Here is a 23,331-nt window from a genome sequence, read left to right as displayed (position 1 = left end):
TGCTTTCTGCCAAGGACGATACGTTGTCCACTTCATGCTTTTATATCGACTGGCCGAGAAGCAAATCGGCCAGATCGGTTACCGTGGGCTTACAACAGCCATCATTCCTGGCTGTTCACTGTGAGGTTAAAACGGTTTTGTAGGCAGGTACTTGCCATCCAGGGTGATAACGGCGCGGTGGCCTCCGTCCGGATCTTCGACCTTCTTGATGTCCAGTTTAAAGTTGATGGCGCTGATAATGCCGTCGCCGAACTTCTCGTGAACCAGTGCCTTAAGAGTCGTACCGTAAACCGACATCATTTCGTAAAAACGATAAATTGTCGGATCTGTCGGTATCCCATCCGCAAAACTTCCGCGAACTGGCATCGACTGCAGTAAAGTGACTTCATCAGCACTAAGCCCCAGTTTCTGACCAACGACTTCCGCAGCGCTGGAGGGTAGCGGGTGCTGACCAAGCAGCGCCGCAGTGACAAAGGCTTCGGACAAACCCGTCCCGTCTACAATCTCGGCAAAGGAAAGGTCTTTGCGGGCTTTAGCCAGAATAATGGTTTCGGTAAGAATCTGGCGAGCGGTCTGGGTTACTTGAGTCTGGATCATACTTTCATCTCCTTGATAAATATGGTGTTCAGGCAACGCGCCTGGTTTGTGGGGAAACGGCCTGAATGTCAGGGTTATCTGCGAGAGGCATGAAGGTGCCGCTGCGGCTGTCAAAGGCGTCGATACGCCCACTCTCAATGTCATAGATCCAGCCGTGCAGGGTCACGCGGCCTTCTTCCAGCGCAAGGCGTACAGAAGGGTGAGTCTGAATGTTAGCCAACTGCGCGATGACGTTCTCGCGAACCATGGATGCGACTTTGGTCGGCTGGTCGGCATGCTGGCGGGCCTCATTTACCACCCGGGCTGAGTCTGCGTAACGCAGCCAGCTTGAGACTGCGGGCATATGATCCAGGCATTTGCAGGTGGCAATGGCCGTCATTGCGCCGCAGTCAGAGTGGCCGCAGATCACGATATCGTTGACCTGAAGTGCGGCTACTGCGTATTCCACGGAGGCTGAAACACCGCCGGGTTCGGGGCCATAGGATGGCACAATGTTACCGGCGTTGCGGATGACGAATAGATCGCCCGGCTCGCGCTGAGTAACCAGTTCAGGCACCAGCCGACTGTCAGAGCAGGAGATAAACAGTGCCCGGGGACTTTGCTGGTTAGCAAGGTTCTTGAACAGCTTTACACGCTCGGGAAAGGCGTTTTTTTGAAACTTAAGAAAACCTTCAATGATCTCTTTCATGGACGTTGCCTCAATGTCACTGGGTGTGAGGCAGAGATTAAACAGAGCGTGGTATAAGGTAAAAGTCTCATTTATTATTATCTGAATCAGATAATCTTATGAGGTGGGTTATGCTCGACCGACGTATTCGGTATTTTATGGCAGTCGCTGAACATTCCAGCTTCACCAGGGCTGCAGCGGCGCTACACGTCTCTCAGCCCGCTCTCTCACAATTGGTCCGGCAGCTGGAGGAAAGTCTTAATGCTCAGTTGTTCGACCGTACAGGCAAAACAACACGCTTGACGGACGTGGGGGAGGCCTATCTTCAGTATGTTCGCCGTGCTTCTCAGGAGTTGCAGGAAGCGACGCGGGTTATTCATGACGTGAACGATCTCAGCCGCGGCTCACTGAGGATTGCAGTGACGCCGACCTTCACAACCTATCTGGTCGGGCCGCTGGTTGAGGCGTTTCACTCGCGATATCCGCAGATAACCCTCAGCGTGCAAGAAATATCCCAGGAGCGCATGGAGGATCTGCTTCAGGCGGGCGAGTTGGATGTGGGGATAGCGTTCGGGGACGTCAACTGCCCGGACATCGAGGCCATCCCGTTGCTAAACGAGACGCTTGCGCTGGTAGTCAGCACCAGACATCCCCTGGCAGAGGAAAAATCTGTGGGATTGCAAACCCTCAATACAGAGTCCCTCGTCTTGCTCAGCAAGGAATTCGCGACCCGCGAACAGATAGACAGCCACTGTAGAAAACACGGCATTCACCCAAAGGTGATGATGGAGGCTAATGCCCTCGGTGCGGTAATCGAAATCGTTCGAAGAACACTTTTGTCAACGCTGTTGCCGGTAAAGACCGCTCTGGCTCAGGAGGGGCTGGTGGCGATTACCCTCGAGCCAGAACGCCTGCAGCGCAATGTGGTCCTTATGCGACGCAGGGATGCCTATCAAAGCGTTGCGGCCCGGGTTTTTGCTGAACTGGCTGTAGAGGTATCGACTCGACTGGAGCAGGAAACGAGCCTTACCCCAAAAATGTTTCCCCCGTCCTCGTGCCGGTAATACGCGCTGCCACCGTGTAATGCGGCGATGGCGCTGACCAGCGACAGCCCCAGGCCGCTGCCTGCGGTGTGGCGGACGTTATCACCGCGCCAGAAACGTTCGAAGACTTTCTCCGGTTCCGCCAGCGCATCACCGGCGTTTGCCACCTCTATTTCGGTAACATCGCCACGATGAAGGGTGCTGACCGCTATCGCGCCGTGGCCTGGCGCATAGCGGATGGCGTTGACAAGCAGATTCGTCATCGCCCGCTGGAACAGCATTTTATCGGCGGTGAGGTGGCCGTTGGCGTGGAGTTCAATGACCATTTCCCGCTCTTCCGCTACCGGTTCCAGAAAATCGATAAGGGTTTCCAGGGCGTCATGCAGTAAGAAGGTTTCTTTATTGAGCCGGATATTGTGGTGCGTGGCGCGGGCCAGAAAGAGAATATTTTCCGTCAGCCGCGACAGGGCTTCCAGCTCTTCAATATTCCCTTCCAGCAGTGCCTGATATTCCTCCGTGGAACGCGCGTGGCCCAGCGCCACCTGATTCTGGCCTAATAATACGTTGATCGGCGTACGTATCTCATGGGCCAGATCGTCGGCAAACTGCGTCAGCCGGATAAAGTCCGTCGACAGGCGCTGGCGCATGGTATTCAGCGCCTCACCCAGCGGCAACAGCTCTTTCGGCATCGCCTGCAGCGGCACGGTATGGGTTAGCCGGTCGCTGCCGGTTTCCGCCATGGCCTGACTTAAACGGCCAATCGCCCGCAGCCCGCGCCGGATAAGCAGCGGGCTGAGCGCGGCGCACAGCAAAATCGCCGCCAGCGACACCAGGATACTTTGCTGGCGATAGCGTTCCAGCATTATCGCCCGCTCCCGCGCCACCCGCGCAAGGGTAATCACTATCGGTCCTTCCTCAGAACGGGCCTGCAGGCTCAGCGCCGAGGCTTCAATATTATCCGCACCGATCCAGCGGTGGATCTGCTGCTCGCCGGGCGGGGTGCTGACCGGAGTAGGGGACATTTCCGGCAGCGCCACGCCGGTATGGTTAATGCTGACGTTTTGCTGATGCTGCGAGCCGATACTGAGAATATCCTGACGAGTATCAACCATACGATTGAAATAGAGCGGCAGAGAGTCGGGATGCGCGCCGCCTTCCAGCAGTTGCCGTAGCTGCGCGGCGCGGTTGATCAGCGTTTGATCGTCGCGCCACACCAGCTCGCTGCGTAACGCGCTATACAGGATCAGGCTGATACCGCCGCAGGCCAGCGCCACGATCAGCGTGAAGATCGCCGTCAGCCGCAGGGTGAGGGAAGGGCTATACACCGCCTGCCTCCTGTTCAGAGAGGCAGTAGCCCATGCCCCTGACCGTGGTAATCAGCTTTTGCGGAAAAGGGTCGTCAACTTTACGGCGCAGGCGTCGAATGGCGACATCGACGATGTTGGTTTCACTGTCGAAATTTACGCCCCAGATTTCACTGGCGAGCAGCGTACGAGGCAGGATCTCGCCGTAACGGCTGGCGAGCAGCCACAGCAGCATAAACTCTTTGCGGGTCAGCGCCAGCGAAACACCATTACGCATGACCTGAAAGCGCGCCGAGTCCATCACCAGATCCGCCACGCGGAGTGTGGTGCTGTGCGGTTGATGCTGGCGAAGCTGATTTCTTACCCGCGCCAGAAGCTCAGCAAACGAGAAGGGTTTAACCAGGTAATCGTTCGCGCCCAGCTCCAGACCTTTAACGCGATCGTCCACCGAATCCCTGGCCGTGAGGCAAATCACCGGCGTGCTGCTGGCGGTGCGTAGGGTTTTCAGAACCTGCCAGCCATCCATGCCCGGCAGCATAATATCCAGTATCACCAGGCTGTACGGGTGCGCCAGCGCCAGATGCAGACCGTCCCGCCCGTCCACCGCGTGATCCACAATGTAGCCCGCTTCCTCAAGTCCCTTGCGCACCCAGGCGCTGGCCTTCTGGTTATCTTCAATCAGTAACAGTTTCATGGGCGCAGTGTGCCATGAAAGACGGAGGCGCCCCAGCGTTTCAGCGCCAGATGACAATATGGTCATCTTCCTGACAGGTAACCGCGCCCCCCGCGCAGGTATAACAGCACTGTCACTAACACAGGAGAATAAAACATGAAAAAGTCCGTTGTTGCGATGTCCCTCTCTATGCTGCTGGCTGCGCCCGGTATGGCCCTTGCCGCCGGTAAAAACCCGATCAGCGTACATATCCTGAACCAGCAAACGGGGATGCCCGCCCCGCATGTAGCGGTAACGCTGGAGAAAAAACAGGGTGAGAAATGGACCGTGCTGAACACGGCCAGCACCGACGAAGATGGCCGCGTGGCGGCGCTGTGGCCGGAGAAACCGTTTGAAGCAGGTGACTATCGCGTGATCTTTAAAACCGGCAAATATTTCGCGGATCGCAAGCAGGAAAGTTTCTTCCCGGAAATCCCGGTGGAATTCCACATCAGCAACACGGCCACCACCTATCACGTTCCGCTGCTGCTGAGCCAGTATGGTTATTCTACGTATCGTGGGAGCTGAATACCAAAAACAAAAAGCCCGCTTAAGTTTCCTTAAGCGGGCTTGTAAGTATCCCGGTAAACCGAACCATTCACTTTTTTATATTGATCGTTTGATCCAGCATCATTATCGCATAATGTTCCGTTTTTTTCAGGGAACCCTACTTCAGAATACTGCCAGCTCAGATCTGAGCTAATAAAAAAATTCAACTTCCCAATCCCATTTCACCGCTGCGGCCTAAAGGGCGCTATGCCGGCATATGCAGGCTCAGTTTTTTCCCCGTTGGCCTTCCGTTCCTGTATTAGCTTGAAGTTAATCGTTTCCCTTCACAACTCGTATCGCAAGGAACAGAACACACATTCTGCCCCCTTGCATGCCGGAACGATGCCGGGAAAGCGAACCGTCGGACGTTACTAAAACGAAAATCACACCACTGATGGAGAAAATATTATGTCCATTTCCCTGCATACCCAAACTGGCGGCCCTAACACCACAGCGGCGACCAGCGCATCCCCACTGGAGCTGCCAGGTTCCTCAAAAACGAAATTTTCCACAATCAAAACCGATAGTTACCAGCCCGTCACCGACAGCATCATTACCGCGCTGGAAGCTGGTGTGAAACCATGGATGTGTGCGTGGCAACAAATATCCGGTATATCTGGCCTGCCATCCAATTAGGCTATCGGTGTAGCCTACAGTGGCATGAATATCATGTTGTTATGGAACAGTGCTTCCGAACAGGAATTTAGCGATTCGCACTACATGACTCACAAACAGGAAAAAGCGAAAGATGGGCAGTCGCGCAAAGTGGAGCACAGTACAACCGCTACTATCAATACCCACGCTGCAGCAGAAATGGCCACGGGTGAAATTGATTTTTCAAAACCCAAAAACAAAAAGCCCGCTCAAGTTTCCTTAAGCGGGCTTCTCTAAATATGGCTCCTCTGACTGGGATCGCCTTTGCCAGTAACTGGCTAATTATTAAGCTAAGTGGTAACAGCTTTTCTGTCAAGACCACCAAAGTGACCACCTCTGAGAAATGTATACATTTAGAAGAGGCAATGACCACTGGGGAGGATAAGACGTTGACCCGTGATTTCGTATTCATTTGTTATGTAATGTTTTTATTGTTAGTCATCATTTCTATACTCACCTTTTTTGGTGTTATCTGTGGTTAGTTATCACAGCACTAACCAATTTTTGAGCATATTTGGATTGACTAATACCATTTCTTTTCATTATGAATAATGATGCGTCAACTGATGGCGAACAGGCCAAATCCACTCTTCTACAACTGCTCATTGTCACGGTGTGGAATAATTAAAAATTTAGATTTTTGAGATTATTCTCATTTCTATCTTGATTTTATTTGTTTTTTCATCAAAATTCATAGTTCACAAGCTGTTCTCACTCCAAAAACAACCGTAAAGGCATTATTGTGAACACGATATACATACCATTAGACAGCGGAGAGTCTGCGGTTCTTAAGGATCCAGATACCTTACTTCCCCGAAATATTTACGAACAGCTTACTCGATTTATTGAAAAGGCTGTTAACGAAGTACCGAAGCCTCACGAAGCGCTTAATGAAACCCGTAGCCATAAGGCTATATCGATTGACGGCGCAAGGGGGACAGGAAAAACGTCGGTGCTAGTGAATTTGAACGACTATCTGCAGAGTAATGCTCAGCAACTGGCGGGGAAAATTCATATCCTTGATCCTATCGATCCGACCCTGCTTGAAGATGGTGAGTCGCTGTTCTTGCATATTATTGTTGCTGCCGTGCTTCATGATAAAGAGATCAAAACTGCCCAAAGCAGGGATCTCGATAAGTCCAGAGTGTTTACCCAGAAGCTTGAGAACTTGGCGCACGGACTGGAGTCCGTTGATTTGCAACAGAATCAACGTGGAATGGATAAAATTCGCTCCTTATATGGCAGCAAGCATCTGGCAAATTGCGTTGAAGAGTTTTTAAAATCTGCGTTGGAGTTGATCGGAAAGAAATTATTGATACTACCGATTGATGATGTGGACACTTCACTCAACCGGGCATTTGAAAATCTGGAAATATTGCGTCGTTATCTTACCTCTCCGTATGTTTTGCCGGTAGTGAGTGGCGATCGCCGTTTATATGATGAGGTCTGCTGGCGAGATTTTCATGGAAGGCTAAATAAAGATTCAGCATATAATCGCAAGAACACATATGATATTGCTAGAGATTTGGCAATTGAGTACCAGCGTAAAATTCTGCCGCTACCGCGCAGACTAAGTATGCCCGATGTAAGTGATTACTGGCAGCAAGATGGTATCGAAGTTACGCTAGATAAAAATGGCATTCCTCTGCGTAATTTTATGGCGTGGTTGAAAATATTTATTACCGGCCCCGTGAATGGCCTTGAGGGTAGTGATTTACCGCTACCGATACCTTCAATACGTGCTTTAACCCAGTTTATCAACCATTGCCGGGATTTAATTCGTGAGCTTCCTGAACCATTCAGAAAGAAAGCCAGTACGCTGGCTTTACGTCGTATGTGGCAAATGCCTGATGTTCCTCTTGATGTTCTTGAAAGTTTTGCTGAAAAACATCGGGAATTGAGTAAAGAAGCTAAGCGTGAATATGGGGAGGCTTACAAGCTATTTTATGATGGACTAAAGAATTTCACTGCTTGGGAGAGTAAGGCTTATTTAGAAGATGATAAAAAATCTGCATGGCTCGATAAGTTGTGTGAGTATTTTCGTTTTGAACCTAAGGCTGGGGCTGTGTTTTTAACGCTTCAGGCAAAACAGTTCTGGGTCTCATGGGCGCAGGGTGACAATCGTAATCAATCGATTCTTGCGACTCCGCTTTTTCAACCCTTATTGCATAATTTTCGTGAATACGATGTCTTTGAAAGGTATGATGATCTTTCTGATTGGGAATCTCAGTTAAGAACAAGGTTACCGGAGAGTTGGTTGACTGCCATTAAAGGGCAAAAAACGCTTTTACCCTATCCTGTGGCAGAGGCGGGAATTAATACCAGTTTAAAGTGGAAGTATTGGGAAGAATTAGAGAACTATGGCTTTGATCCTGCTTTGGAAAGCAAGGCAAATTTCCTTTTGTCCACGTTGATGCAGAGGAATTTTTATACAAACTCTAAACAGTCGGTCGTGATAAATATTGGTAGAGTTTTTGAAATAATTATAGCTAGCCTTGTTTCGGATTTAGAGTTGGCCGACTTGCAGAGAATTAGACAACGTTCTCCATTTTACTCTGCTAGCGCGCTTGCACCTACCAAAACGTTAGATTTGGAAGAAGATTTTACGAAAAAGAATACAAGATTTATGAATAACAGAAGTGAAACTGACAGAGACACTTCTGATGATATTCTTGTTGATGTGCCGGATAAAAATGAGGACGCATGGAAAAAAATTTGTGATGAAATAAATCATTGGAGAAAGACACACAATGTGGCTAGTACAAACTTATCACCTTGGCTGGTCTATAAGGTTTTTAATAAAACATATAGTCAGGTTGCTAATAATGTGTTTGTTCCCAGTGGAATGCAAAATATTGATGCGGCTCTAAATGTTTTTGGTAGGGTTTTTTATGCAGTTTGGTCAGCATTTGGTAGTTTTGAAAAAGGCGAATTGTTCGGACTATCCGATGTGGTTGCTACAACTAATATTATTTCGGCAAAAAATTTTTATAATCATGATAACTTCCGAGTGAATGTTGGACCGTTTACGCCTGAGCAAAACCAAAATTCTGACAGCGATCGTGAGGCATATCAGCATCGCAAAATGTATGGTGAAAAAACCAGAGCGGTAAGTTATGTATTAGCAACTCATCCGCTGAAAAAATGGATCGACGAGGTATTACGCACTGAGTTTAAACAAAAACAGAATGCTCAGCTTCAGACTGAGAGAGAAATGCTGACTCAGGCTGAGAAAATTATAGATATCAGCCCGGCAAGAGAGTTTATCACAAGCAAACTTTCATTAAATTCACACTCCCGGTTGGTTAAAACACGTATAATAAAACAGCTTAAGATGTTATATCCAAACTACGATAAGGCTAAGGACTTCATTGATGAAGTTACAAACCACTTCCCTCAGAATGATCCCGCAATTAATACGCTTCTGAAAGCATTTGCAGAACTTTACCCCAATGGTGACAAATAATGTTAACTCGGTCTCTAAGTGAACATGCTGCAGGGTGTTTTTTCACTGATGAGCGTCTGTCACAACGCTTTTTAGATATCCTTTTATCGCCACCCAAGGATTTTGAAACGTGGTCATCATTGCAGGAGGAATCTTTCAAGCTGCTCGTTAAGAGCATCGATAGCCGATATCCACGCACTTACCGGTTAACCGACGTACGCCAGCTTGTGGGGAACATATGTGACAACGGGTTACTGACGAGTCCGACACTACCTTGGCTCGATGTCATTGCGGATCGGCTACTGTTGCGGAATGGCGACTTACTCTATTACCGCGAAAATAAGGTTCAAGACTACGTGCGAATAGCCGCGGAACTTGACCCGGCCCTTCTAGTGGGATGGCGTCTTGGCGACTGGCTTTTGCAAAGCCCACCGCCGCGATTGACGGACATAACCCGTGTGGTGATGGCGCAGAATCCGTTTTTTGCTCCACCGGCTAATGCAGGTAAACCTTTTGCCGAGGGGCACGTACATCTCGGGGGAGTGACGGCTGGAGATACTATTTTGGATGGCTATCTTTTTGAAGAGATTGAACTACCCAAAAGCAAAGAGATGTTGTTGTGGGCACACAAAGAGCATGATGAATTAACACCGTTGATAAATCGAGCAAAGTCTTTGCTTACAGTTCTACTTTCAGCCCCCCCTCAAACGGTTTCTGAGCAAAATCAAAATGGTTTGGAACAGCGTAAAACTGTATCTGAGAAGTACAAGGCATTACAGAACCCGATGGATCGCATCCAGCGTCTCCCGGACTGGTTATTGCTTGCTAAAAAGAATTGCGGAACTGAAAGCGTCAGCCCCGGCTGGTTTTTAAATCAACTGGCGCATGCCTCCGAAAAAAAACATCCCTCACGCTGGCTGTGGCTGCAGCTTTACCTTTGCCACTCTTATCAGCTTAAAGACACTCATCCTTTGGAGCGCACGGCAATACTCTGTTTTTGGCTTACGGTAAATGCGCTACGGCGTCACATTATTATGGACGGGCAGGGGCTTGCATGTTTTACCGAGCGTTATTTTAATGGTGCTTTACGTGCGGGTAAGAAAGCTGACAGTAGCAATATGCGCTACCTGTTTGCCGGTAAAGACGATGTGGCCGAAGTGAAAGCATCCCCAAAGGCTTTCGATCATGAGATGGTCACTGCATTTTCCTCGACATTGCTGAAAACCCTCGGCATTCCAGCTGTTTTTCCACCGTATATTTTTGGTGAGCATGAGATTAAGCCAGATGAACGCGTGCTGCGCTATATTGGAGCACTGGAGCGCTGGCAGTTTTGTGGGCACTTTTCTCGCTCTAAAACTGCAAGTCGCGGCAAGCGAGCAAAGGCTGATTTGCAGGCTAACTGGACAGAAGCGGAGCGATTGTTACAGAAATTGTACAGTCATAATGGCTGGAATCATCCCGTCTTCTTAGGGGGTAAACGTAACCCACATTTTCATTTTCAGCCGTCGAACTGGTTTCGAGGACTTGATGTTGCAGGGGATGAAAACGTACTAAAAATTGCAGGCTTTGCCCCGATGCTGCGCTGGCTACGAAGTGGATTATATCCCGTTCCAGACGGGCTTCGCGCCAGTATGAGTTTTCATTTCAGTATTCATGCCGGGGAGGATTACGCACATCCGGCGTCAGGATTGCGCCATATTGATGAAACGGTTCGCTTCTGCGAAATGCGGGAGGGAGACCGGCTAGGACATGCTCTGGCTCTCGGAATTGAACCTGCGCTCTGGGCGAAACGGCATGGTGAAATGATACTACCTCTGGATGAACATTTAGATAATCTAGTCTGGCAGTGGCACTATGCAACGCTTTTATCGGCTTCATTGCCTCTCGCTCAGGCGGTATTACCGCTGCTTGAGCGTAGAATCGCACGCTTTATTGCACGGTGCGAATGGTGCAAAAAGAGACCTCCGCAAATAGATAACAGTGTGGTGGGGAAACAGGCCTGTAGTGATGATAAACCTCTGGAAAATATTACACCTGATACGCTCTACCGGGCCTGGCTACTGCGGCGTAATTGTTCATATCGACTCCAGCAACTCCACGGCGGTTCACCTTTGACCTCGCAAGAGAAATGCGCGCTGCCGGATTGGGCTACGCTCAGCGATAAAGGCAATGTGGCGGCGCAGCTTTATCAGCAAAGACATTCGAGTCTCCTTGACGATCTGCCGCCGCAACTAGTAGTTGTGCGTGTAGCGGACGAATGGGGAACTCAGGAGCTGATTGGCTTGGGAAATCCCGGTAAACTGCGTCAGCAGGCTCGTGATGGTAAAGATATCCTCCAAGACATTGATACGCCGGTAGAGCTGCAATTTATGCATGCTTTACAGGACTATTTGCTAGATCACTATGATCGTAAAGGGTTAATTATCGAAACCAACCCAACATCAAACGTATATATCGCGCGATTCAAAAAGCACGTAGAGCATCCTATTTTTCGTTGGAATCCTCCGGATGAAGAACTGTTGAAACCAGGCGCTGAATTCAATCGTTATGGATTGCGCCGTGGGCCAGTAAGGGTTCTGGTCAATACTGACGATCCAGGGATTATGCCTACGACATTACGGACGGAATTTTTACTACTGCGAGAGGCTGCGATTGAGCGTGGTGTCAGCCGAACGATGGCAGAATATTGGCTGGAAAGGCTGCGCCTGTACGGGCTGGAACAGTTTCAGCGTAATCATTTAAATGTATTTGAAGTTATTGAATAGAGGATTTTATCGTGAGTGGTACATTGCCTTACTTGCAATATACGGATGTCAATGGGCTACAACCTAAGCTCAAAAAAGAGTTGAAAAATTTACGGAGAAAAGAGTATTTGTCGTACTGGCCTCGTTTTATGATACGTAGAATTTCGCTTTATGCTATTCCGTTCCTCATGTTCTTCACTTTTTTCTTTTGTCTGAGTCTGACGAAGAAAGTTGGCGCAGAGGAAGTGAATAATATTCTTGGAACCGTGAGCATATCCTTCAGTAGCTGGCTGCTGCTGCTGGGGATTATTATTTCTGGTGTCGTGTTACTCTTGCAGTGGAAGTGCTTCAACTGTAAATACAGTCCGCAGGATACGAATGGAGTTGTTGGGTCTCGTAAGTTAAATTATAAATTACTTGCTCATGTTGTATTTGTTATTACATGTGTACTTTTATTTGTTTTTATTTATTGCACCAATAATAAATTGTTTTATGGTTTTATCGTGTTTCTCGTTTTGACATTATTACCATTGATAGTTGACCGTACCTTGGGGATGACTCGTCAAAATGAACGTCACAAACTCTATATCAGAAGGTTAGAGCGCCTCGATGAATTGAATATTCTCCGGGAGAAAATGAATATTAAATTCGAAGAATCCCATTTCATCGAGTATATGAAGCTTGTTGATGAAGCTGATCACGGAAAAAACCAGGATACAGTAAGCGATACATCTTATTTTATGACGTTGATTGAAAATAAGCTAAAAGCGTAATCGGTTTTAATATCATGCTATATAAAAAAACTACGCAATTGCGTGGTTTTTGTCGGACTATGAGGGCAAGGTCGCCCTAAAACAGAGGTTAAACGTTGAGATGTGATTTATTGCACATCATGCCGTGACCATCCAGTAGAATCCGGTTCGAAATGTGTATAGGATTGTGTATATGTTCCTGTTCGGTATCGGATTCCTATACACATGTCCCTTAACGATATGCAGATTTGTCGCGCTAATCCTAAAGATAAACCCTACACGCATGGGGATGGGCAAGGCTTGTCATTGGTCATTGAGCCTAGTGGAAGCAAGAGCTGGCGGTTCTGCTACCGCTATGCCGGTAAATCCAAAATGATCTCGCTTGGCGTCTATCCAACGATCACATTAGCAGACTCTCGTTCCCGTCGTGAAGAAGCGCGAGAACTTGTGGCATGAGAAAGAACCCTAGTTCATGTAGATAAAAACACTATTTGTGGCATATCTAACTATTCAGTTTACATTGAACAAAGAAAGAAAATGCTATTTTTTATTCAGAATATATTTTAAGGATGAGTTGACATGTATATATCAGAATTGGTTCTGGTGAATTATAGAAATTTCAAGCGTAGCAGGTTTGTTTTTGATAAAGACATCAATACTATTATCGGTGAGAATGGTACTGGAAAAAGTAATTTGTTCCGGGCTATAAGATTGTTGCTTGATGATGAAATGTTATATAGGGCCTATAAATTAGGGGTCAATGATTTTAGTCATGACTTAGACGATTGGAGAGGGCATTGGATAATAATTAATATAAAGTTTAAAAACATATCTCATGATGAATCGGTTCAATCTATTTTTCTTCATGAAGGGGGGGCGGTAGATGCTGAATCTGAAAAGGATATTACTGAGGCTTCATATAACCTTATATTCAGACCTGGAATATCAAAAAGATTGGAGTTGGCAAGGTTACCTATAGGCGATAAGGATACGTTAGTTCAAGTCAGAAATAACATTTCAATTGATGATTATGAGGTTGTATTTACCGGAAGAAGTTTTGCAGATTTTTACGATCAAGATTCGTATTTAAAAATCGTTGGCGATTTTGATAGGGTTGTATTCCCAAGTAAAATTGATAGCAGAGATATTGGTTGGACTATAAGCAAGCAGATGTCTTTATCGAAAGATATTTCTTTCACTTTTATAAAGGCATTAAGAGATGTAATTCAGGATTTTAATGGTAATAAAAGAAATCCGCTTTTAGAGTTGTTAGAGATAAAAAGTGAAACTTTAAATGATGAGGATTATGAAAAAATAATCGAGAATGTTATATCTTTAAATAGGGAAATTGAAAGTCTCCCTGATGTTATTGATGTTTCTAAAGGAATCCATTCCACCATTAGAGAGACTGTTGGTGAGGCATTCTCACCTACTAAATTATCAATAAAATCACAACTTCCAGATGAGCCTGAAGAGTTACTTAAATCATTAACATTAACTATTAGTGAAGGTTCTGAAAATTTTGATGGAACCATCAGTGATATGAGTCTTGGTGGAGCTAATCTTTTATATTTGACCCTTAAGATTTTAAAGTATAAGTATCTTGTAAATAAAGGAAAGGTCGCTAATTTTATTTTAATTGAGGAGCCTGAGGCTCATTTACACACGCATATACAGAAGGCTTTATTTACCAAGTTGAATTTCAAGAATACACAGATATTATATTCTACGCATTCAACCCAAATATCGGAAGCTTCTAAGGTCAGTAAGGTTAATATTATTTCAAAAACAGAAGGTAAAGATTTTGTCGACGTGTGCCAGCCATCAATAGGGCTATCTGGCGAAGAAATAAACAAACTTGAAAGATATTTGGATGCTAAAAGAAGTAACCTTTTGTTTGCAAAGAAAGTTATTTTAGTTGAGGGCGATGCCGAGGAGATAATGATTCCTGCATTATTTTCGAAATTCTTCGGGTTAACCTTAGATGAGTTGGGTGTTACTATTGTAAATGTTGGAAGTACCGGTTTTAAAAATGTCGCTAATATTTTTCATGATAAAAGATTAAGGAGACGCTGTGCGATTATAACTGATCTTGATAATTCTTTTTATAGTGATATAAAGAAAAAAGATACTAAAGTGCTAAAAACAAAAAAAAGAAAGGCATTGGGATCGGAGAAAATAGGAAAGGAAAGAAAGATATTACTAGATAATTTTTGTGATAAAAACGCTTATGTAAATCCGTTTTATGCAGATTATACTTTTGAAGTTGAGTTTATGAGTGAGTTTGGTAACGAAGAATATGTTATTAATGTTCTTGGTGATATTTATACTCATGAAAGTAAAATAGAATCTATTGAAAAAGACCTCAAGTCTCGGGATGTTGAGGTGTATGGGGATAGAGTTTTGAGCGTAGCTAAATATGCTGGAAAAGGATGGTTAGCATTGGCTCTTGCTGAAAAAATTGATCATAACGTTAAAATACCAGAATATATTTTAGATGCTTTAGCCTTTTCGATTGGTAAGTTTAATAAGTCAATTATAGTTGCTGTGCTGATTTACCGTAGGCAGTTTTATATTGAGTCGTCTAAATCAGCAGAGTTGGAATGTATTGACAGAATAATTGATGTACTAACGCAGAGTAAAACGCGCGTTAAAAGGCAATTTATAAAAGATCTCTACTTAGAAAAATTTGACGAAGATGACGCACTTTTAAGGATGATCTGAAATGGATAGACTTTTCCTTAGAGAGTTCCTAAACGAAAAGCAGATTGACGCTGTTCTGTTTGAGAAAAATGCTGTGGTGATGGCATGTCCAGGGGGAGGTAAGACAAAAACATTGGTTTACAAAATTGCTTATGAGTTGTCTTCAAAAAAAGATGATCGCATTGTTGTTGCAATTACATATACCAATAATGCTGCTGATGAAATAAAGAAAAGAATTGTTGAGATGGGGATTTCATTAGAAAAGTTATGGATTGGTACAATTCATTCTTTTTGTTTGAGATGGATACTAAAACCTTACTCAGGATTCTGCGAAGATATAAGGTTTGGGTATAGGATTATTGATCCACATGATGCTGATGGTTTAAAGCAAATGTTTTGCGATAAATACTCTTGTAGTATTTTCAAAACTGATTTTGGTTGGAATGAAAAAGGGTTGAAAGTTAAAGGGGTAAATAATAGGAGGGCAGTGGAGGATTATTACAGCCACCTCAAATCGAACGATTTAATAGATTTCGATCAAGTTATATATTTTTCTTATTTGCTTTTAGTTCAATATAAAAAGATTGCTTTAAATCTTTCGAGGATATTCAATCTTATCCTTGTAGATGAATACCAAGACACTCAAATACTACAATATGAATTGCTTTTTACCCTAGTGAAGTCAAGGGGTAATACCTGTCGTTTATTTTTTGTAGGAGATCCAAATCAGGCTATATTTAATTCTATGGGAGGGGTTGCATTAAGTTTTGAAGATTTTTGTGCAAGATCTGGGGTTGGTTTTGAATTATTGACTTTAAATGACAACTATCGTTCAAGTCAATCTATTGTAAATTATTTTTCGTTATTTAGAACAGTTGCTGGAGAGCCATTTAAAGCAGTTGGTGAATTCAGTAGTTATGATTCAAAAGTGACTTATAATAAAAGTTGTAGTATTGCCGTGTTAGATAATTATGTAAAGGATTTAGTCCATTCTGCCATAAATGATGGGATATCACAGTCCAATATTTGTATTATTGCTCCATGGTGGTTCCATTTGTCTGAGATAACTCGGCGCTTAATGGTTTTAATGCCTGACATTGCTTTCAATGGTCCTGGTGTCACACCTATCTCATTAAACAGAGAAAGTCTTTGGTATAAATTTGCAAGGATCGCTTTAACCCCCTCTTCGCCGAAAAACTATTTGACAAGAATTTATTATGCAAGTGAATTGCTGACGCAGTTGAATGAAGCTGGTTTTATTTTGAAAAATGATTCAATCGAGGTGAAAAATTTTCTAAGATATTGTAACTCATTGAATGTGCAAGAAATAGATGGGTTAGACTATCTAAAAGATTTTTTCAATGAGAGCTCAGAGTATTTTGACTTTGATATTTTGCAAAATGAAGAGTTTAGTGAATCATATAATGCATTTTTTTCGTCTGCACAAAAAAGAAAGGAAAAACTGGAAGTTGAAGGTTTAGGCGTTCTGACAAAAACTGAGCACTACAAGAAAATGTTTGATAAAAAATCAGGTGTGACAGTTACTACTGTGCATTCAGCCAAGGGATTAGAGTTTGATTGTGTCATTGCTTTTGGGTTGTTACAGGGTATTGTCCCACGATTTGATGAGGATGAGTTGCAGTCTAAGAGGCTGTTGTACGTATTGTGTTCAAGAGCTAAGAAAAAATTACACTTAATATCAGAAGTCGAACGGCGGCATAAAAGCGGCCCTTATCTTGCAAATGAAGTGCTCTGTAGAACTAAATTTGATTATACCCGTGAATGAGGTTCTTGAGGTCGATAGTCCATCTCGTTTAAACGCATGCTTCCTGTAGTTCTGGTGTCATGTGGGCTATAAGTACCACTCCAGCCAAGGCTTTTCAGTAGCTGACGCAGAGAGTGCGATGTCATTGAACCTAGCGGATTATCCCCGCCGAAGTCCGGTTAATCCTTATAGCGTACTGAGCATTTTGACAGCCAGGGAGGGCAGGGAAATAACATGTTATCTGTGAGCTTTCATTCGTGACGCAGGTAGTTAGCGATAGGATAATGAGTATAAAAATTTATTTGGAAAATTGGTTCGGGGCATATAATGCCCCTTCCGAATCACTTCCAGTGATTAATCATTTCGATTGCTTTTGATATATTTCTAAAGTTGCCTTCCAAAAAAATAATTGTTCCATTAGAATTAATCTCTATAATTTCTTCATTTGGAATAATGCCTGTTAATATTTTGGATTTTTCAATTTTAAAGTCTTTTTTATTAAAAAATATTTTTATTTCCTCTAAAGCATCGAATGATGATTCTATTTCGAGATCACCGAATGTATGTTTGCTAAATGTTAATCCTTTAATTTTTTCCTTAATTACTTTTACATCAGAAAAATGCTCTCGCATGGTATTAATGAACTCTTCAACTACAATGTTTAGATTAGAAACACTAAAGTCAGAAGATACCGCATTTCTCATATTTGCAATGAACCCCTTTATTGTTCGAGGAGCGGATTCAATAGATAATAGATAGTTATTACTGTAAATAGACCCGTTTTAGTTCCACGCACTTTTAGAGATCCCGGCCAGATGATGTTGTCGTCGGTATTCCTCCGGTGTCAGGTTGTTCAGTGATTCATGTGGACGTTCACAGTTATATTCTGAAAGCCACCGTTCTGTGATTTCTCGTACTTCGTTCAGCGTCCTGAACAGATAAAAATCGAGTATTTCAGTGCGGTATGTCCGGTTAAAGCGTTCAATAAATGCATTCTGAGTTGGTTTACCCGGTTCGATAAATTCCAGCTTCACAGCGTGCATTTCTGCCCAGTCAGCCAGAGTCAGCGAAATAAACTCCGGACCGTTATCCATGCGAAGCATCGCGGGGTATCCCCGGTTTGCTGCGATCCTGTCGAGCACACGAACAACTCGTTGGGCCGGCAGGTTCAGGTCTATTTCGATCGACAAAGCCTCGCGATTAAAATCATCGACGACATTAAACGTGCGAAAGCGACGACCGCAAATCAGCGCGTCATGCATAAAATCTACAGACCAACTCTGGTTCAGAGCTTCAGGTGTGGTCAGCGGCGATGGACTACGTACCGGCAGACGCTGTTTGCCTTTGCGACGAAAATTCAGTTTCAGCAGGCAGTAAATGCGGTGGATCCGCTTATGGTTCCACGGATATCCCTGCCGCTTCAGAACCTGAAAAAGCTTCGGGAAGCCGTATCGCGGATATCTTTCAGCAGCCGCCTGTAACGCGAAAATAACGGGATCGTCACGGGTGTTGTCCGGACGATAATGATAAACCGTTCTGCTCAGGTTCAGACTCCTGCAGGCTTGGCGAATACTTAGTCCGAATGTTGTTATCAGGTGCGTCACCAGCTCACGCTTAAAAGCTGGCTTCAGAGCTTTTTTTCGATAACGTCTTTCAGTGCGCGATTTTCAAGACTGAGGTCGGCAAACATTTGCTTGAGCCGCCGGTTCTCGTCTTCAAGATCCTTTATCTTTTTAATATCAGATGCTTCCATGCCACCGTATTTAGACTTCCAGTTATAATACGTGGCTTCAGATATTCCGGCTTCGCGACAGACATCTTTCACTGTTCGTCCGGATTCAACTGACTTAATCACTGTGATGATCTGATGCTCAGTAAAACGGGCTTTACGCATAGCGATCTCCTTCGTTGGCAAAATGAGTATGCCGGAAGATCTCTAAATGTGAATGGCACGATTATGCGGGATACTTACACGATTATATGCTGCACGGGTATAACGACTGGCTGTTGTGAAAGACTGCAACGATGGCGAGACCTGTTTTTAGTGTTATGATAAGTGCATTAAGCCCGCACTTCATCCGTTCCTTGCTACCGGAGAGAAAGAAGGTTCCTAAGTGTAAAACTACTATCGTGGGAGTGGGCTTAAGTGGAGTTAATACATGGGCATGGGTGGATAGGTATAACAGTTGGCGATTACCTGAACTGATTAGCCCCCATACTATCAGTCGAGGCAGAAAAGCATATTCTGTTGCCAGAAATTGTAACAACCTTGAAGCCAGACTTCTTATTTTAACTCTATCAAAAACTCTGCTGTACATTTTCGAAATGTACAAAGCGATTTCACTTACCACATCATATCAACACATTCTCCAGTCATTTCTTGTTCAAAAAGCCCAACAGTCTAATATTTTGCCATAAATACGAATGGTAATTATATGCATTGGTGGTGATGTATTGTACCCTCCCATGACGCGAAAACGCTTTCCGTCGTGAAAGTATTTCCTGACGGGTCGGTTCCTCATTCACGCGATGTAATTATTGATGAAGCCCATAACAGAGCCTATGTCAGCGCTGCGTTGACTGGTTTTGTCGAGGTGTATGACACTCAAACGCTTGAACACATAGGTCAACTGCAGTTCGTGGTGGAGCACGGCCGCGACCAGTTTTACAGTACAGATCTTACCCTTGACAGTGCCGGAGAGAAACTCTTTGGCGTCAGCCGCGATACGCCTTGGGTGGGCTGGATTGATCTTAAAACAGGCAAGAGCACAGCGGTGAAAATACCTAAGGCGCAAGGTGCAACCTACATCGCTCGCGATCCTGCGACCGCCCGTCTCTATGTAGTTTCCCAGGAGACGAACAATGTCGTGGTTCTTGATGTGAACGGTAAGGTTCTTGCTGATACCTATATTGGTGCAGGGGGCGTTTCTGTAGTGTGGAATGCAGTGACGTCGCAGGTCTTTGCCGCGACGCGCGCGGGTGGAACGGTAGCTGTTCTGAACCGAGACGGCAAACTGGTTGCCAATATCCCAATGGACGAAACGCCAAACCATCTGGCCGTTGCACCTGATGGCGCCGTTTATCTGGTGTCTATGTATGGCTCTGTTGGGGATAAGGCCCAGACTGGCTCAGTGACAAAAATCACCCTTAAGGAATGATGGCATTAGTGGGGAGTCATAGCCTTATTTGGAGCATGGCTCCTTTACACACTAGTTTACGCATTTGAAACATTAAGGTCAGCTACCAGCCCATCGCTGACCAGGATATGCCGGCTCTCATGTATGCAGTAAATAAAGTGAAATACTGTTTGCTCTGGAGGCGCGCCACCTGGAATGAAATGCAAACCTGCATTCTATTCTCATAGCGTTAAACCGCCTGAGACAGAATCGATTTAAATAGCACATGCAACATGCCATAAAGTTTTCCTTTTCCACTTATTAACGGCGCATCTAAGACGCCATTTCCGATGACCTTTCCGTCAGACCATACACTTAACCTGTCGAACTCTTTAACATCATTACCGAGTCTGTACGTCACAGCAAGAACCGCTGTGTTCAGGTCAAGAATGTCATTAAACATTCGCTCCTGCTCATGAATTGTTGAGCAGAACCAGGCGCAAACTGTAGACTGCAGATTAATTGCATGGAAAAGAGGATGCTATTTTCTTTTTGTACCTGACCTTAAATGGCTGTATATGGTTTTTGAGCATCCTTTTCAACAAGATATTTTATATTCAGTGAATCTATAACCGCTCTTTGATGGCTGACGACAATAATGATGCTTTGCGGGAGTTCGCTCCGGATCGTACTTATCAGCTCTATGGATGTCATATCGTCCAGGTGACTGGTTGACTCATCAAGGCAAATAAAATCGGGCTGATTCACCAGGATGCGGGCAAACGAAAGACGCTGCTGCTCGCCGCCGGAAAGGATACTGCGCCATGACTGGCGCTCATTCAACTGCCGGCATAAATGGTGTAGCCCAACCCTCTTCAGGCAGCTCTCCAGCCGTTGATTGCTGACTTTAGCTAAGCCCGGATATGTCAACACGTTGCTCAGGAGATCGTCGGGCAGATACGGTTTTTGCGGCACGAACAGGCTTTTGCCTGTCGGGTGACTATAGGCCCCGCTGCGGTATGGCCACAGCCCGCAGAGTACCCTTAATAAGGTCGTTTTCCCACACCCGCTGGCGCCGGTAATCGCCACCGCCTCCCCGCGCCGTAAGTCGAGATTTATCGGGTTAAACAGGGGCGTACCATCAGCGTGACGGGCGACCAGATGAAGACAGCGTAACGTTCCAGGCTGGCGGGAAACGCGCGATTGCGCCGGCAGCGCGATTAAGCCTTGCGCAAACTGCCATAGCCTCTCTACCGTCGCTGACCAGGCCACTATCTGGCGGTAGGAGTCGATAAACCAGCCGAAGGCGTCAAGGACGTAGCCGAAAGCGGCGCGCGCCTGCATGACGCCGCCAAGCGAGATCTGTTTTGCGATGTACAGCGGCAGGACGGCAAAAATCGGGATCATCAGGCTCAGACGAAAATAGGAGGTGGTGAACGTATCCAGGCGAAACTCGCGCAACATCAGCCGCTGCCAGTTCTGCACAATCGCCGAAAAATGACGGTGTACGCGGCGCAGTTCGGCACGCTCGCCGGCGTAGAAGGCAATCTGCTCGCTATTTTCGCGGATGCGCAGCAGGCTGGCACGGTAGTCCGCCTCGCTTTTTTGCCGCTCTATATTCAGCTGATGCAGCGGGCTGCCTATCCAGTGGGCCAGCAGGCTGCTAATAACCGCATACCCCAGCGCCACCCACACCAGATAGCCGTGCAGCGTGACGCTGTGTCCGGCGACGGTGAGGCTGAGCGTGCCCGAGAGCTGCCACAGAATAACAATGAACGATAAAAGCCCCGTGATGTTTTTTAGCAGCGACAAAAATAGCCCAAGGCTCTGCTCAACCAGCAGCCTAATATCCTCGGCAATACGCTGATCGGGATTATCGGGTTCCGCATGGAGGCTCAGACGGTAATGATTATGTCGTCGCAGCCACAGATGGTGAAATCTTAGGGTCATCTTCTGACGGCCGCGAACGATCAGTAATTTTTTCAGCCAGTTCGAGCTGATAATGAACGTCACAAACAGCGCGGTATATCCGGCATAGGAGAGCGCCAGCATGCCGATCGACGCCTGCTGAAAGTAGTCGCTGAGGGCATCGTAAAATTCCCGGCTCCAGTTGTTGTACTGAACGCTTATCCATACCACGCCCAGCGTGAGGGCGGTCAGCGTCAGCAATAAAAGCCATGAAAACCATTCGCGAGGGTGCAGCCAACAGGGGGCGATCAGCTGGTAAAACCGTTTCAAACTTTGCATAAAAAAAGGTCGCACAGAGTGTGTAAAAAGCGTGACAGCCGCCCTCGCGGACGGCTGCCCATTATCCTTTGCGCTTAATAAGCCCATTTCACGTTGAACATGACGTTACGCGGATCGCCGTAGAAATTGTTGCCGCCGCGGTGACGGTTGGAAACGCCGAGGTAGTACTCTTTATCCGTCAGGTTGTTACCGTTCAGGCTCAGGCTTATTTGTTTACTGTACTGATAGCCGATATTGGCGTTGAAAAGGGTGTATCCGCCCTGGGACACATCGTAGTTGGTGGTGGTATCCGTCTGCGCCGTCAGCCCTGCGCCGACGGACCATTTATCCCACTCTCCCGGCAGGCGATAGCTGCTATACAGGCGGAAAAGGTGCTGCGGCGTGTGTTTGCTGTAGTTGGTGCCTTTCTGCGTGGCGGCGGCTTCGAGATATTTGCTGTTATTAAGCGTGTATCCGGCGTAGATCTGCCAGCCCTGCGCAAGCTGCCCGGATATCTCCATTTCAATGCCCTGGCTCTGCACCTTGCCGTCGGCGACGTAGCAGTCATCGCAGTCCACCCCGCTCATGGCGTTATTGGCCTGAATAATGCGGAACAGGGCGACGGAGGCGTTCAGCCCGCCGTTGAAGAACTCCCCTTTGACGCCGGTTTCGTAGTTGCTGCCGGTGACCGGCGGCAGGAAGTTGCCGCTGGCATCCAGCGAGCTTTGCGGTTTGTAGATTTCGGCATAGCTCAGATACCAGGTGTAGTCTTTGGCGAAATCCCACAGCAGGCCGCCGTAGGGGATGGTTTTACCTTTCACCTTGTAGTTGCTGTGCGCGGTCATCGCCCCGGTGGTGAGATTGGTGAAATAGGAGTCGTAGGTAAAGCTGCTGTAACGGCTTCCGAGGATCAGCTTCCAGTCGTCCGTCAGGCTCAGCCGCGTCGTGGCGTACAGGCCGCGCTGATAGACGTTGTATGATCTTACCCAGCAATAGTGGACACGAGACTAAGTGAGTAAACTCTTAACCAGAGGTGACTCATATGACAAAACCA

17 protein-coding genes and 4 pseudogenes are annotated in these 23,331 nt (G+C 46.1%); 10 read left to right on the top strand and 11 right to left on the bottom strand.

Annotation, left to right across the window (positions count from 1 at the left end; genetic code table 11):
- Positions 1-126 precede the first annotated feature (126 nt).
- Entirely contained in the window at positions 127-597 is a 471-nt protein-coding gene (gene cynS, locus OMR58_RS08145; RefSeq protein ID WP_200562880.1) for a cyanase, read from the bottom strand.
- Between the two features lie 28 nt (positions 598-625).
- Complete coding sequence (locus OMR58_RS08140; protein ID WP_200562883.1) at positions 626-1,285, bottom strand: carbonic anhydrase; 660 nt, start codon at positions 1,283-1,285, stop codon at positions 626-628.
- A 110-nt stretch (positions 1,286-1,395) separates the two neighbouring features.
- On the opposite strand from OMR58_RS08140, the gene cynR reads away from it, so the two are divergent.
- On the top strand, positions 1,396-2,328 hold the full coding sequence (gene cynR / locus OMR58_RS08135; protein WP_264545667.1) for a transcriptional regulator CynR: 933 nt from the start codon (positions 1,396-1,398) through the stop codon (positions 2,326-2,328).
- On the opposite strand, the gene OMR58_RS08130 is transcribed toward cynR, so the two are convergent.
- A complete protein-coding gene (locus tag OMR58_RS08130; RefSeq protein ID WP_264545666.1) occupies positions 2,217-3,632 on the bottom strand; it encodes a heavy metal sensor histidine kinase in 1,416 nt (471 codons plus the stop codon). The two genes, cynR and OMR58_RS08130, sit on opposite strands and share 112 nt — an antisense overlap.
- On the bottom strand, positions 3,625-4,305 hold the full coding sequence (gene hprR, locus OMR58_RS08125) for a response regulator transcription factor HprR (RefSeq protein WP_264545665.1): 681 nt from the start codon (positions 4,303-4,305) through the stop codon (positions 3,625-3,627). The genes OMR58_RS08130 and hprR overlap by 8 nt, the downstream gene beginning before the upstream one ends.
- 135 nt (positions 4,306-4,440) lie before the next feature.
- On the opposite strand from hprR, the gene uraH reads away from it, so the two are divergent.
- Both uraH and OMR58_RS08115 read left to right on the top strand, forming a co-directional pair.
- Positions 4,441-4,851 (top strand): hydroxyisourate hydrolase, encoded by a 411-nt coding sequence (uraH, locus tag OMR58_RS08120; RefSeq protein ID WP_200546639.1) that lies wholly within the window; start codon positions 4,441-4,443, stop codon positions 4,849-4,851.
- Between the two features lie 429 nt (positions 4,852-5,280).
- Positions 5,281-5,706, top strand: a pseudogene (locus tag OMR58_RS08115) (ArdC-like ssDNA-binding domain-containing protein); the annotation flags it as partial.
- On the opposite strand, the gene OMR58_RS08110 reads toward OMR58_RS08115, so the two are convergent.
- On the bottom strand, positions 5,663-5,899 hold the full coding sequence (locus OMR58_RS08110) for a hypothetical protein (RefSeq protein ID WP_264545838.1): 237 nt from the start codon (positions 5,897-5,899) through the stop codon (positions 5,663-5,665). The pseudogene OMR58_RS08115 and the gene OMR58_RS08110 sit on opposite strands and share 44 nt — an antisense overlap.
- A gap of 369 nt (positions 5,900-6,268) precedes the next feature.
- Here OMR58_RS08110 and rdrA point away from each other — a divergent pair, with 369 nt between their 5' ends.
- The 6 genes and pseudogenes from rdrA (at position 6,269) to OMR58_RS08080 (ending at position 16,956) form a co-directional block, all read left to right on the top strand.
- Positions 6,269-8,992, top strand: coding sequence for an antiviral RADAR system adenosine triphosphatase RdrA (gene rdrA, locus OMR58_RS08105; protein WP_264545664.1), 2,724 nt, complete (start codon positions 6,269-6,271; stop codon positions 8,990-8,992).
- Positions 8,992-11,736, top strand: a complete 2,745-nt coding sequence (gene rdrB, locus OMR58_RS08100; protein WP_264545663.1) for an antiviral RADAR system adenosine deaminase RdrB — start codon at positions 8,992-8,994, stop codon at positions 11,734-11,736. Before rdrA ends, rdrB begins: the two co-directional genes overlap by 1 nt.
- An 11-nt stretch (positions 11,737-11,747) precedes the next feature.
- Positions 11,748-12,488, top strand: coding sequence for an antiviral RADAR system accessory protein RdrD (gene rdrD, locus OMR58_RS08095; RefSeq protein WP_264545662.1), 741 nt, complete (start codon positions 11,748-11,750; stop codon positions 12,486-12,488).
- A 204-nt stretch (positions 12,489-12,692) separates the two neighbouring features.
- A pseudogene (locus tag OMR58_RS08090) lies at positions 12,693-12,946 on the top strand (Arm DNA-binding domain-containing protein); the annotation flags it as partial.
- Positions 12,947-13,046: 100 nt separating this feature from the next.
- The gene (locus OMR58_RS08085; protein WP_264545661.1) at positions 13,047-15,191 is read left to right on the top strand and encodes an ATP-dependent nuclease; all 2,145 of its coding nucleotides are present in this window, start codon (positions 13,047-13,049) and stop codon (positions 15,189-15,191) included.
- A 1-nt stretch (position 15,192) separates the two neighbouring features.
- Positions 15,193-16,956, top strand: a complete 1,764-nt coding sequence (locus tag OMR58_RS08080) for a UvrD-helicase domain-containing protein (protein ID WP_264545660.1) — start codon at positions 15,193-15,195, stop codon at positions 16,954-16,956.
- 8 nt (positions 16,957-16,964) lie between these two features.
- Here OMR58_RS08080 and OMR58_RS08075 read toward each other — a convergent pair.
- The 3 genes and pseudogenes from OMR58_RS08075 to OMR58_RS08065 form a co-directional block, all read right to left on the bottom strand.
- A pseudogene (locus tag OMR58_RS08075) lies at positions 16,965-17,205 on the bottom strand (tyrosine-type recombinase/integrase); the annotation flags it as partial.
- Between the two features lie 71 nt (positions 17,206-17,276).
- Entirely contained in the window at positions 17,277-17,639 is a 363-nt protein-coding gene (locus OMR58_RS08070) for a hypothetical protein (protein ID WP_264545659.1), read from the bottom strand.
- 78 nt (positions 17,640-17,717) lie between these two features.
- A protein-coding gene (locus OMR58_RS08065; protein ID WP_205066102.1) for an IS3 family transposase occupies positions 17,718-18,829 on the bottom strand; the annotation gives its coding sequence in 2 pieces (ribosomal slippage) (positions 17,718-18,568 and positions 18,568-18,829; 1,113 coding nt in all).
- Positions 18,830-19,424: 595 nt separating this feature from the next.
- Between OMR58_RS08065 and OMR58_RS08060 the strand changes: the two genes are divergently transcribed.
- Complete coding sequence (locus OMR58_RS08060) at positions 19,425-20,093, top strand: YncE family protein (RefSeq protein ID WP_264545658.1); 669 nt, start codon at positions 19,425-19,427, stop codon at positions 20,091-20,093.
- Between the two features lie 208 nt (positions 20,094-20,301).
- On the opposite strand, the gene OMR58_RS08055 is transcribed toward OMR58_RS08060, so the two are convergent.
- From OMR58_RS08055 to OMR58_RS08045, 3 genes and pseudogenes are all read right to left on the bottom strand, one after another.
- On the bottom strand, positions 20,302-20,514 hold the full coding sequence (locus OMR58_RS08055) for a hypothetical protein (RefSeq protein ID WP_110662929.1): 213 nt from the start codon (positions 20,512-20,514) through the stop codon (positions 20,302-20,304).
- A gap of 101 nt (positions 20,515-20,615) precedes the next feature.
- The gene (locus tag OMR58_RS08050; protein WP_264545657.1) at positions 20,616-22,298 is read right to left on the bottom strand and encodes an ABC transporter ATP-binding protein/permease; all 1,683 of its coding nucleotides are present in this window, start codon (positions 22,296-22,298) and stop codon (positions 20,616-20,618) included.
- Positions 22,299-22,372: 74 nt separating this feature from the next.
- Positions 22,373-23,248, bottom strand: a pseudogene (locus OMR58_RS08045) (TonB-dependent siderophore receptor); the annotation flags it as partial.
- Positions 23,249-23,331: the final 83 nt, after the last annotated feature.

Source organism: Erwinia sp. INIA01 (genome assembly GCF_025947915.1).
Taxonomy (GTDB): domain Bacteria; phylum Pseudomonadota; class Gammaproteobacteria; order Enterobacterales; family Enterobacteriaceae; genus Erwinia; species Erwinia coffeiphila.
Note: the sequence above shows the minus strand (reverse complement) of the source record. Positions and strands in the feature narration are given on the sequence as shown.

Excerpts from the sequence above, each read along its gene's own strand:
- OMR58_RS08080 (WP_264545660.1), top strand. The coding sequence starts at position 15,193 with ATGGATAGACTTTTCCTTAGAGAGTTCCTAAACGAAAAGCAGATTGAC.
- OMR58_RS08055 (WP_110662929.1), bottom strand. The coding sequence starts at position 20,514 with ATGTTTAATGACATTCTTGACCTGAACACAGCGGTTCTTGCTGTGACG.
- hprR (WP_264545665.1), bottom strand. The coding sequence starts at position 4,305 with ATGAAACTGTTACTGATTGAAGATAACCAGAAGGCCAGCGCCTGGGTG.
- cynR (WP_264545667.1), top strand. The coding sequence starts at position 1,396 with ATGCTCGACCGACGTATTCGGTATTTTATGGCAGTCGCTGAACATTCC.
- OMR58_RS08085 (WP_264545661.1), top strand. The coding sequence starts at position 13,047 with ATGTATATATCAGAATTGGTTCTGGTGAATTATAGAAATTTCAAGCGT.
- OMR58_RS08070 (WP_264545659.1), bottom strand. The coding sequence starts at position 17,639 with ATGAGAAATGCGGTATCTTCTGACTTTAGTGTTTCTAATCTAAACATT.
- cynS (WP_200562880.1), bottom strand. The coding sequence starts at position 597 with ATGATCCAGACTCAAGTAACCCAGACCGCTCGCCAGATTCTTACCGAA.
- uraH (WP_200546639.1), top strand. The coding sequence starts at position 4,441 with ATGAAAAAGTCCGTTGTTGCGATGTCCCTCTCTATGCTGCTGGCTGCG.
- rdrB (WP_264545663.1), top strand. The coding sequence starts at position 8,992 with ATGTTAACTCGGTCTCTAAGTGAACATGCTGCAGGGTGTTTTTTCACT.
- OMR58_RS08140 (WP_200562883.1), bottom strand. The coding sequence starts at position 1,285 with ATGAAAGAGATCATTGAAGGTTTTCTTAAGTTTCAAAAAAACGCCTTT.
- OMR58_RS08050 (WP_264545657.1), bottom strand. The coding sequence starts at position 22,298 with ATGCAAAGTTTGAAACGGTTTTACCAGCTGATCGCCCCCTGTTGGCTG.